Below are 11,991 nucleotides of genomic sequence, written 5' to 3' on the forward strand. Positions count from 1 at the left end.
ATTACATAAAGAAAAGCGCTAAGGTCTAGGAACGCATGGAGTAGACTTCTTTAGTGACATGGAACAAGAAAGCACCATAACCGGCATCAGCCTTTTTATCACGTTGAGCATGGGTTTTCTCTGGTTTGCATTGCCGCGACGACACGCATTTGTTCCCATGCTAATAGCTGGTTGCTATATGTCACTGGCGCAGGCCCTGCTCATCTCGGGGCTCCATTTCAACATCATCAGGATCCTAATATCTTTCGGTATGCTTAGGATCGTTGTCAGGAAGGAAATATTCGATATAAAACTGAATCCGATCGATAAGGTTTTCATCGCTTGGCTTACGGCCAGCAGTTTTATTTCTGTCATTTTTAATAGCGAAACTATAAATCTGACCGGTTGCCTTGGTACTGTTTACGATGGACTCGGGATTTACCTGATCGTACGAGCTTTACTACGCGACTTAGATGACGTTATGCATAACGTAAAGATGCTCGGAATCATGATTATCCCCCTCGCCTTCCTTTTCATAATAGAGCATATAACCGGGACAAACTATTTTTCATACTTGGGCGGAGTGCCCATACTCTCAGAGATTCGTAATGGACGTATCCGCTGTCAGGGCCCGTTCAAACATTCCATCCTCGCAGGAACTTTTGGTGCGACCGCCTTACCTCTTTTTGTGGGGTTGATGGTTTGCAGTACCCGCAATCGTGCACTTGCAACAGGAGCGATTGTGGCAGCTACAGTCATCATTTTTGCCTCATCATCGAGTGGACCTTTCCTGGCTTTTCTTGCATGCATCGTCGGATTGACCTGTTGGCACTTCAGGGCTCATGTGAGAGCCATCCGGTGGGGAATCGCGATTTTCTTCGTGGCATTGCATATCTATATGAAGGATCCGGTATGGTTCGTGATAGCGCGTATCAGTGATCTACTCGGAGGAGGAGGATGGTATCGCTCGGCCTTGATTAATGCAGCCGTCGTTCATTTTGACGAGTGGTGGCTCAGTGGGACAGCTTACACAAGACACTGGTTGCCGAGCGGTATTACAGGCAATCCTGATATGGTGGACATCGTGAACCACTATGTCGCTCAAGGGGTGAACGGCGGCCTTCTCGCGTTGGTTTTATTTATCTGGCTAATCGTCAAATGTTTTAAGGCCACCGGTTCGGCGGTTCATGATGAAACGCAATTTTCCTTTCCGGAGCGATTTTTTATCTGGTCCATGGGCTGTACCGTACTGGGTCATGTTGTATCTTTCTTTTCAGTGTCTTATTTTGATCAAATGATTCTCTTTTGGTACCTCATCATCGGTGCGAGTGCGGTCCTTGTCCAGACAGGGACGGAGACGGTATATGAATATAGGGTCGGCCATACTACTTGTCAGCAGCAGGTGATTTAGGAATCCGTAGGGCATAACGGCGATTTTGAGAGAGTGAGAACGACACGCCGAACAATGATGTTTAGTGTGCACACGTCACAACTTCGCCACAACCTGAAATATGTCCTGGAACTATAAGGTCTCGACTACACAAGCACACGATTAGCTAGGATTGGTCGATGAAGCATCGATGCCATAGTTCAAGCACCACCAATAGAAATATTTCCTTCGAGTTTGTCTGTCTTCCGCTGTTCGGTTCAAGCAGCCTACCAATTGCCTTGCGCTGAAAATATCCTCTGTTTAGGGTCCTTTCGTCGCAGAGGAGATCATGGACGTATTCTTTAAGGTCATTTGCCAACCAATGCTCATACGGCACCGGAAATCCCGTCTTCTTGCGATGGAGGATCTCGTGCGGTATCCGTCCTTCAAAGGCCTTTTTGAGGATATATTTTGTGGTAGATCCTTTAAGTTTGAATTCAGGCGGCAGCGATGCAGCATATTCCAGAACAATATGATCCAGGAGGGGAACACGCAACTCAATTGAGTTTGCCATCGTCATCTTGTCCGCTTTGACGAGCAAGTCGTCCGGCAACCAGGTTTTTGTATCGATGTAGAGCATTTGGTTCAAGAGATGCAGATTTTTGATGTTGGGGAATAACGCTTTTCGATATTTATCGAATTCGCCGTCACCGGCATTCGAATCTCTCAACTGGGGACCATAGAGGTTATTTGCGTTCTTGTTGAATAATGAGAATGGGTTTGAAGTTCTGCCATAATAGTATTCTTCAAATTCCATTGTCATGAGCCGACTATACTTATCGAACCTTTCCAAAGCTTCACTTTGTGTTAGGTACGAAGCGATCTGTCCGCAGCCGTGTCTTAAAAAACCTGCTACTTTTTTTATCTTTTCCAGCCACACAAGGTTGCGATAATTCTGATATCCTGCAAACGCCTCATCCCCACCCTCCCCTGAAATCAGCACCTTAACGTGGTCCTTAGCCAATTTTGAAACATAATATAAGGCGATGCCGGGGGGCTCGCAGATCGGCTCTTCCATATGTCTAACGTAGCCTGGAAGGAATTCTCTGAAATCATTCGCCGTTATAGAAAGGTCATAATGCTCCGTGCCAAACCTATTCGCGGCAATTCGCGCATAATATCTTTCATCGGCAAAGCTTTCTCCTTCAAATCCGAGAGTAAACGTACTTACTTTTCTGTCAGTCTCTTCTACAGCAAAGCTAAGCAATGCGGTAGAATCAACACCACCACTGAGGAGAAATCCGACCGGCACATCACTGATCATATGATCACGCACGGATTGCTGTATGATTTCGACGAGTCTTTCCTCAGCCTCATTCATCGTGATGTTACTTTGGGGCGATGAGAATGAAAGGTCCCAATATGCTTTATCAACGCATTTACCATCTCTCGCAGTAAGATAATGACCCGGAAGGAGCTTCTTTATCCCTTTCAGGAGAGTGCCCTCACCAGGAATGTAGTGATACGCCAATAGCAGCCTTAGTCCCTTGAGATCGATTTCTCTAGGGACCACATTGTCCGCGAGAAGGGATTTAATTTCTGATCCGAATAAAAGGCAATCATCATTCATGAAATAATAAAGCGGTTTTATCCCTACCCTGTCTCTCGCAAGAATTAACGTCTCACTCGTTTCGTCCCATAGAGCGATCGCAAACATACCACGGAGTTTTGACACAAACGCTTCGCCATAGTCTTCATAAAGGTGGACGATCACTTCTGTATCAGTATGGGTCTTGAAAGTATGCCCCCGTCTTACTAAGTCATTCCTGAGCTCGCGAAAGTTATAAATCTCTCCATTGAAGACCACCCAAACAGTGTCATCCTCATTGGACAGCGGTTGCTTGCCCGTCTGAAGATCAATGATAGAAAGTCGCCTGTGACCAAGACCTATTTTTCGAGAAGTATATACTCCCCAATCGTCGGGGCCTCGATAAATCATGGCCGAACTCATTCTTTCGATAAGCGACGAATCCACTGACGATTCCTCTATGAGAAGCATTTTCCCACAAATACCACACATGGCCAGGAGTTCCTTAAACGGACCTTTGCATACAAAGGGTTACCGTGCACTGGTCCCAGGTTGACGGACACCTCAAATGGCCCTCAATAGTCCCGAGGAGGTGCGAGATGGGCCGGAGGGGTAACTGCTATGACAATGCCGCCGCGGCGCGCTTCTTCAGCAACTTGAAGTATGAATTTGTCCATCGCCACACAAGTCAGCCCCTGCGAGAAGTGAGAGCCGACCTTTGCGTTTCGAGGGAGTCTACAATCTCCAGCGACTGGATCGAAGTCTGGCGTATCTCTACCTCCTGGAGTTCGAGTGACGGAGCAGTGGCTCTTAACCCAGAGTCCATAAAGCTAGGGCTAGCTCAATTCGCCCATTTTTCAATTCCGAGCGTCCAACGAATTATGCACTTCCATTTAATAAGCGAGGATCTGCATTCTGATTTCGTCCCTGTCAACAGGGAGACAACATACGCCAACGATAACAAACCAAATCTCATGACACCACTTACCAACATCGCCTTTTTGTATACGTCGGCATAACGTTGACCTCTCGTTTTCTTCAGGAATTTGAATATGGACTCCCGCATCTGGATATTTGCGTACGAATTTTCCTTTCGCTGACTTGAACTCCCCCCACCGTGATGAATAACTGAAAAGGCACCAGTGTAATAATTTGAATATCCGGCCTCACGCACTTTAAAGCATAGGTCTAGATCCTCGGTGTACATGAAATACTCGGGGCTGAATCTTCCCACCTCTTCAAACACTTTCCTCTTGATCATCATACATGCTCCCGAAATGACCTGCACTCTTGCTGGATCCTTATCCGAGTATCTTATTCGTCGTGTAGTAAGAACGGGAAACCATCGGTTGACCATTTCAGAGTCGAACACCTGATTTAATATGGTAGGAAATGGTTGGACGCAGCTTGTTTGAGTCGATCCATCAGAATTGAGCAATCTGCATCCCAAGACTCCAGCACTCGGTAGACCCTTAATAAGAGATGCCATACCTCGGATAGCATCATCAATGATTTCAGTATCAGGATTCAGAAAGAGCAGATACTCGCCTGTTGATTTTTCGAATCCCAAATTGTTGGCTTTTGCAAAACCAAGGTTATCTCCGCTTTGGAAGAAACGCACCTTGGGGAATTCATTGAGAATTATTCGCTGGCAAGAATCAAACGAACCATTGTCAATAACGATGATTTCAAGATCTAGCCCATGGGCATATTTAGTCAACGAATAGAGGCATTTCCTGACATGCTCCGCTGAATTCCAGTTTATGATAATTATTGAGAGGTCCATACTATCTCAAATCGTATCTGTCATTAAAATCTTACGGTTTAGTTCCGTTCGGCCTCATTGAAAAGTCGTACTCGCCTTATCACAGGTGCCAGCCTGTCTCTTGCCTCTGTAAGTTGTCTTCGCATCACAGGCCAGAAATGAAAGTGTTTACCTTTTTTTGCGTTAAACAGAGGGGATGCCGTCGGACCGGATGCAATTTCGATTTGTCCCCCAGATAGCACAGGAATGGGTTCATCCGGAAGTTGATGCCTCCATTCTGAACCATCATTCATGCCTCTCCATACAAGAGGCATAGATTCGGCCTGTTGCCACGACGGACGTTCCACCAATATCTGATTTATCCCTTCGGGAATGCAAACATCAATACGTCTCGTGAACATCTTTATCCGAAGAATATTTCCTTCCAGCCTTCGGGCATAATGCGATCTGGAGATCCTCTTCATGTCGGCCCAATGAACCGTTCCCAGTGAATTGATGAATCTCGACAGATCTGCAAAAAGTTGAAGGCCCTCCGCAATATCATGGTGATGGCCTACAGGAATAATTGGATGATTCAGTAAGGCAGCTATGAGTATGCTATTGTGACAAGTCGTGGAGATTCGAAACCTAGGGAACACCACCAGCCCAGCAACTATCTCGGAAGGCTTCATACCGAGAGTTCGGAGCCAGGGGGATTTTTCGTTATAGTGGTACAGTGAACCGGTTGAAATGCAGGCAGCTTCGAATCCCAAATGTGCCATTTGGTCAAGAGCTCTCTCACTGCATGCTCCGTGTGGAGGAGCCATCACTCTTGAAACTTCCACGCCATAACGGCGCTCAAATTTGTCAATTCGGCTGAGCGCTTGCTGTAAATTCCTTCTCATCCCTTCATCCATGTAGGGCCTGGCCAATTCCTGTGCGATATGGTTATTCCCATGGATCAGCAATGATAATTGATCGCGGTACTTCCGAAATAACAAAGCTGTGGGCTTGTGGACAAACCACGTATCCAGTGGAATGGTTGCGAAGCTTACGTGGTAGCCATGCGTTTGCGCGTGTCTCGCAACTTTGGCGAAATCAACGAAGCCATAGGTTCGCCAGTGCAAGTTTGGATCGTCAAGCATGAAACACGCCTGTGCGGGTGGCTGTTCCCAACGGTGATCTTCGGTCAAGCTACGCAAAAACATCACAAGGGGCAACAAGGACAAGAATTGGTTGCCATGGAAGAACTGAAATAGTGCCTCACCTTCGTTCAACTCGGGAACCGATGCAGCTACATAGTGATGCTGTCGCCCTGCTATTTCCTGCATCACCCAGATCGGGGCACTTCCTTTTGAGGCGAGAACTTCCATGTTGTCTACCAATTGAGGCAAAGCCATCAGGCTAACTGCTTCATTCGCATTGATCCGCCTCCCGGCTAGAACGCTCGGAAGCATCGGGTTCCGGGAGAATTCGATGGTGGATGATCCCCCACACGGGACTCGTAGGCTACTTCGCACAATTGAATAGCTTGGACAGTCGCAATTGGTAATGTGACGATAAATCTCTCGATCCGCTTCGGGGAGAAACCATGCGTCAATCCCAGTGGAGTCCCCAAACGTGCGCTCCTCAAAGCGAACGCCGAAAACTTCACCCAGGGCGTCAAGCATTCTCCGAAGCCCCGAAGATTCTACACGAGTTAAGATTCCTATAGTTTTCATGCTCTACTTGTGGCCGATCTCAAGTAATAGCACTATTCCCAAATCGTCTCTCGCATTAATATTTTATTGAGTTGCTGTCGTCTGAGGTACGCGATTAATGCCCTGTCATCCACTCGAGGCAATCCCTTGAGGTATGCCGAAACATAGCCATAAAAGATCCCTATGGCACCTAGAAGAATGGGCTTATGTAAAACTCGTCGCAAGCACTTCAGGACTAGGAACAATGGATGATAGCCTGTAATGTAATTTGCTCTTCCATATTTGACGTAAGATCGCCATTGCCCATCGGCAGCACCTGTATGCCGATAATGGATAACTTTGAGATCTTGGAAGGTTCGCGATTTCCAGCCCAGCATATTTGCTTTGACCTCATCGAGGGTATCCCACCCAGGGGCAACTAACAGGCCTCCAATAGCATCCCAGCATTCTCTCTTATAAATTTTCGTTGCCCCTCGAACATGAAAGAGAGGATGCTTTTCCATAACTTGCGCACCATTTACCAGGTTATAAATTGATCCTCCCCCGACTCCAAGATCCTGAGATTGCTGGAAATAGTTGAAGATCTTCTCGAAATAATCGGCATCAAAAGACAGATCACCGTCAAGTTTTACAATATAATTCCACTCCTTCTCCTTCAATGTGGCATAGCCCGCGTAAAAAGCTTCTATGACTCCTCCTCCAGCACTGCGAAACCCTCGATTCTCTCTATGCACAGCATGAATCCACGAATACTGGTCAACATAGTTATCGACTATATGTCTGGTGAGGTCGGTAGACCCATCATTTACAATGATCCACTCCACAGGAAGGATTGTCTGAGAGGTAACGGCTTTTATCGTCTTTTCTATAAAAGCTTCTTCATCACGAATAGGGGTAATTATTACATATTTATAGTCGAGGCACATTGGCGATAATTCCCTCAATGCGTACCCCAGAAGGGGCTCCGGAAATTCGGACAGTATGCAAAGTGGTAGTCTAGCTTCACCAAAGCCACCTTCAAGGTGCAGGTGGCGTTGGCTGCCGTCAAAGGCGACAAGACGTTGGCGAAATTGGCCGAACAGTTCCGTGTGCATCCCACCCAGATCACGGACTGGAAGCCACAACTGCTGACCCAGGCCGCTGACGTATGTGGCAGATCAATACCACCATCCGGCAGCACCAGATCTGAAGATGCTGTATCGCCGCTACTGTCGTCTTCAACCTCAATTAATGAGTCCTGATCCTAGTTCTGACTTGCCGTCGTTTTCTGGGGAGAGGTCATTAGCAGCACTTCAAGTCAACGGAACGATGATGATATTCTTCTTAGGTAGCCTCCCGCTTTCCCGAGAGAAAGAAGAATATATTTAATGTGGACCAATGCCATCAAAGGATCAATTCTGAGCGCTGCTTTATAGGATTCTTTGGCCAAAACCGCACATCCTGCAAAGTAGAATTCATTGCCAATGTCGGCGTAAGTGAGTGCCCGAACCAAGTTGCGTTCTGTTTCATCCGTGATATTTCGGCAAAGGACATCCTCGAATTTCTGAAAGGTCATAACAGCCGATTCGCGATACCGTTCTGACGCGATGACTCGAGCATAGGTGTGAGCGATGGCAGGAAGAATCTCCTTTGCTAAGTATGCGTATCCGGATTCCTGAGCTTTCTTTCTCATGATCCAAGGAATCGCAACATCCTCGACGGCGCAGGCTTCAAGACTTTCGTGCGTTAGCTTGGTCGTCATGCTCAGTGAATGGTCGCGATAACAGACCATGGGCTCCGCGAAATAGCCAACGTCATAATACAGTGCGAAGAGACACCATAAATACCAATCACCGGCCCACGGCATATTCAACGGAAAAACACTCAGCTTATCGTAGCACTCGCGACGGACCAACCCCGAAGCGGCGAGCACGAAGTTTGATCGAAGAAGCTTTTTGAGCATCACATGGCCGGGGATAACATGGTCTCGGTCCTCGCGGACGGGATAGCGACCGATCACTTGAGACTCCATTCCATTTTGCACACCGAATCCAGCACAGAACGTATATCCAATCCTCGGGTTTCTATCCAAAAGATCAACGTATCTTTCTAAAACATAGGATGCTCGTAGGTAATCATCTGCAGAAATGAGCCACACGTATTTTCCTCGGGCCAAATTGATTCCCTTGTTGTAATTGCGAAGGTGTCCCAAGTTCTGATTATTACGCACGTGCTTTACCCGTCTATCATGGAACGATTGAGCGACTTCCGTCGTATTATCAGGGGAACAATCGTCCATGATAAGCACCTCGAAATCGCCATAACTTTGAGAAAGGATCGTGTTGATACATTCGGGTAAGAGATGCGCCAACTTGTAACACGGGACAATGAAACTAACGGTTGGAGTTATCATGGCAATTTAATTGCACTTTAAGAACGGCCTACGCGAATTTGGCAAGCTGTGAAAGGTCGACTTTGCCTCAACCTCAATTGTTGGAGTTCCATACCATCCTGAAAAAAACGGTATACGCTCGACCTGCTCACTCAACACCTTCGGAGATCGAGCTGCAGAACAGCCACGGGCTAGCGATACTTGAACCGTGTCAGAAGGTCGGCATTACTGAACCGTTACTACCGCTGAAGGAAAGAGATACGGCGATTGAGAGTCGCGGAAATTAGATAGGTGTACGAATTAGTATTCGTTTCACAAAGGCCAGCAAAGGCTGGCGAACTAGGGAGCACGGCGCTGAAGAGAACGAGACGTCATCACGGGGCGGAACAATATTCGGCCTACCACTCAAGCATCACTGGAGGGGCCCAAGGTACCAGGAAGGCCCAGTCACGAAAGGATGTTCCCTGACCTAGAAAAGCTTGAGGAAGAGAGGTTAATGCGATTGTTCTCAATATATATCCTTTTATTGAGAACCTGTTCCAATTGTTTTTGGTATGATCGATCGAAGAAGAATTCTCTTCGATCGTCATGAAGAACCGGTAACATCTTCTTCCTTCCTGGCTTGTGTGTTGCTCCGAGTGAGGTCTTATGAACACGGTAACGAATGAGTGGCTCTCTTATCACTTGCCCTCGATAACCGCACTGAACCATATCGATCCAGAATACCCAATCTTCAAAATACCCATTATATCTGCTTAAGAATCCCGATCCATTCCGTTCTTTTACTTTTCTCCAGGCTTCCGTTCTAATGACACTTTGTGAAGGCGCTATACAGCGCTGTCTTAGGAGAAATGGATCTAGGTCATCCGTTTCCCATATAGATTCAAAATCGCCAAAACACCGCACCCAACTATAGCAACTTCCTAAACTTTCATCGGTTTCAAGAAGAGGCAAAGTCTTTTCTAAATAGGTGGAATCAAAAAAATCATCAGGATCTAGGTAACAGATATATTTTCCGGCAGCCAAGGCTGCCCCATTATTCCTGGTCTGTGCCAGTCCTTGATTTGCCTGATGAATAATCGTCGTCTTTTCATAACGAAGGTTTTGTAATATATCCGTCGTCAAATCATCCGTTGATCCATCATTGATCACAAGTATTTCAAAGCGTTGGAACGTTTGGGCGAGAACGGACTCAATCGCTCCTTTGATGAATATTCCGTAGTTGTAGCAGGGGATAATAACGGATATCAGTGGCTTCTCAGTCGGCCATTCTTCCTGTTGTTTGTACCGACATTGTATTTGCTGCATCGCTTTCGATATCTTGTGCATTCGATAGTCAACAAACATCTCCAACCTTTCAAAAAAAGCACTACATCCATCCTTTCTAATGATATCGATTGCCTCTCTGCCTCGTTGCAATATCGTCTTCACCGCCGTCTCCTGGTATGTTACATTTACAAGGATGCTGTGGAACAGCTTAACGCGCTCTTGAACTCACCGCGCATATCACGCTCTATGGCGAGTTCCAATGCTTGTTCGAACCTGTCCGTTGCATCATCCCAAGTGAAACTTCTTGCAGTGTTGTAGGCTGCATCCGACATTTTTCGCCATTCCTCTGGCTGCAATCTCAACACGCGCAACACCCGATCTGCGAGAGCATGTACATCGTTTACATCTACTAAGTAACCGTTTAGACCCTCCTCAATCAAATCGATCGGCCCTCCAGCGCGCGTAGATACCACCGGACACCGGCATGCCATCGCCTCGAGCAGGGGCAAGCAAAATCCCTCCAGAATACTCGCGCTCAACCATACATCACATTGCGCATAGAGTTCCCTGAGCCTCTCCTGCGGCGGCCGATAATGGAATTCCGCAAAACGCGGAAGGCGCAGCCGCAAACTCGGATGTTCTGCCCCGAATGAGACGACACGAAGCGAAGGTATTTCCCTCGCAACCAGCTGGAGCACCTTGATGCTGATACCAACCCCCTTCACGGGGGAATTATGATGCAATACTCCTACGGTGGGAACCGGCATTTTCCATCTAGAAGCGGCATGGAACTGATTCAAATCGACACCATTGGGCACATATGAAACTATGTTATCTCCAAATTCTTCTCGCGCCAGGTCGACCAGCCACCTGGACACCACGATCTTGTGCATCGGCATATGCCATGTGTCAGATTCCAGGCTAGGTTTAATATTTTCCGTTTCGTAACCCTGAAGGAATAGTGCCTTCGCTCCTTTGGCAGGAGATAACCGCTGTACTCCCTCGGCAGTTCTATAATAAGTTGCCACTACAACATCGGCGTCCGGTACATCCGCATCCACCACTGGCCTAATCCGATCCAGTATTCGATGCTCCACTCCGATTCCATCAATATGTGAAACTACTTGGTGTGTTGTCGGCCAGGCCCGCTCAAGCAGAAATGATTTGATCTTGCTCCGCAATGCGATATGTAGCGGCGTCGAGATGAGGACCACCTCGTGCCCGCGGCGTTTCAAACGTTCGGCGTAAATGGCAATTACTCGTATCCCACCTTGCAGCCCTGCGAATGGGAGAACTAGCGTGATTCTCAAACTTTACCCTTTCTTGGCCATGACCATGATTTGAGTAGTCAAAAACTCGGAAAACATGCCAAAGGTAATCAGATCCACGACTTTCTTCCTGCCATGAACAACCATCGCTTCCCACTCAACTTTATAGTTTGCTTTATGCAGCATTTCAAAGAAGGTGCTTTTTGTAAAAAACCTCAGGTGTGTCGAATCAAGTATCCCACTATCGGTATAATCCCATCGGCCATATAGTGTTAGATCCGCTATAATTTTCCAATATCGTATATTAGGGATCGAACAGATCAGGGCACCATCCTTCTTTAACATTTTTGCAATTCTAGACACCGTATTCCATGGATCGCTAAGATGTTCCAAGATATCCCCACATATCACATAGTCAAAATATTCTGAGTAAGGGAGGTCTAGTGATTCGACGTCATCGTGATACATTTTGTCATAATACTTTTCCGCCTGCACCGCTGCAGGTGCATAAAGTTCTATGCCGACCAGTTCGGAAGCCTTATTCATCTCGCGCAGTTTTCTGCCGAACTGCCCCGTGCCGCAACCTACATCGAGAATCGAATTTGGCTTTTCCGTAATAAGAGGGAGAAACTCAATTTTGACCATGTTGTAGTAACTTGAGTTACTGTCCTGGATAATCTTATTCTCCATTCCTGAATGACCC

Annotated in this window: 9 protein-coding genes and 1 pseudogene; 2 read left to right on the forward strand and 8 right to left on the reverse strand. The window is 46.9% G+C overall.

Annotation, left to right across the window (positions count from 1 at the left end; translation table 11 throughout):
- Positions 1–58: 58 nt before the first annotated feature.
- Complete coding sequence (locus P0120_02555) at positions 59–1,390, forward strand: hypothetical protein (protein ID MDF0673213.1); 1,332 nt, start codon at positions 59–61, stop codon at positions 1,388–1,390.
- Positions 1,391–1,535: 145 nt separating this feature from the next.
- On the opposite strand, the gene asnB is transcribed toward P0120_02555, so the two are convergent.
- The 4 genes from asnB to P0120_02575 form a co-directional block, all read right to left on the reverse strand.
- Positions 1,536–3,428, reverse strand: coding sequence for an asparagine synthase (glutamine-hydrolyzing) (asnB, locus tag P0120_02560; GenBank protein ID MDF0673214.1), 1,893 nt, complete (start codon positions 3,426–3,428; stop codon positions 1,536–1,538).
- Positions 3,429–3,777: 349 nt separating this feature from the next.
- Positions 3,778–4,722 (reverse strand): glycosyltransferase family 2 protein, encoded by a 945-nt coding sequence (locus P0120_02565; GenBank protein ID MDF0673215.1) that lies wholly within the window; start codon positions 4,720–4,722, stop codon positions 3,778–3,780.
- A gap of 38 nt (positions 4,723–4,760) precedes the next feature.
- Positions 4,761–6,080 (reverse strand): hypothetical protein, encoded by a 1,320-nt coding sequence (locus tag P0120_02570; GenBank protein MDF0673216.1) that lies wholly within the window; start codon positions 6,078–6,080, stop codon positions 4,761–4,763.
- Between the two features lie 353 nt (positions 6,081–6,433).
- Positions 6,434–7,306 (reverse strand): glycosyltransferase family 2 protein, encoded by an 873-nt coding sequence (locus P0120_02575; GenBank protein MDF0673217.1) that lies wholly within the window; start codon positions 7,304–7,306, stop codon positions 6,434–6,436.
- 96 nt (positions 7,307–7,402) lie between these two features.
- Here P0120_02575 and P0120_02580 point away from each other — a divergent pair.
- Positions 7,403–7,534 (forward strand): annotated as a pseudogene (locus tag P0120_02580) (IS3 family transposase).
- Positions 7,535–7,677: 143 nt separating this feature from the next.
- On the opposite strand, the gene P0120_02585 reads toward P0120_02580, so the two are convergent.
- The 4 genes from P0120_02585 to P0120_02600 form a co-directional block, all read right to left on the reverse strand.
- Positions 7,678–8,379 (reverse strand): hypothetical protein, encoded by a 702-nt coding sequence (locus P0120_02585; GenBank protein ID MDF0673218.1) that lies wholly within the window; start codon positions 8,377–8,379, stop codon positions 7,678–7,680.
- Positions 8,380–9,198: 819 nt separating this feature from the next.
- Positions 9,199–10,182, reverse strand: coding sequence for a glycosyltransferase family A protein (locus tag P0120_02590; protein MDF0673219.1), 984 nt, complete (start codon positions 10,180–10,182; stop codon positions 9,199–9,201).
- 23 nt (positions 10,183–10,205) lie between these two features.
- The gene (locus P0120_02595) at positions 10,206–11,084 is read right to left on the reverse strand and encodes a glycosyltransferase family 4 protein (protein ID MDF0673220.1); all 879 of its coding nucleotides are present in this window, start codon (positions 11,082–11,084) and stop codon (positions 10,206–10,208) included.
- 249 nt (positions 11,085–11,333) lie between these two features.
- Positions 11,334–11,978 (reverse strand): class I SAM-dependent methyltransferase, encoded by a 645-nt coding sequence (locus P0120_02600; GenBank protein ID MDF0673221.1) that lies wholly within the window; start codon positions 11,976–11,978, stop codon positions 11,334–11,336.
- Positions 11,979–11,991: the final 13 nt, after the last annotated feature.

The organism is Nitrospira sp. (assembly GCA_029194675.1).
In the GTDB taxonomy this organism is placed as follows: Bacteria; Nitrospirota; Nitrospiria; order Nitrospirales; family Nitrospiraceae; genus Nitrospira_D.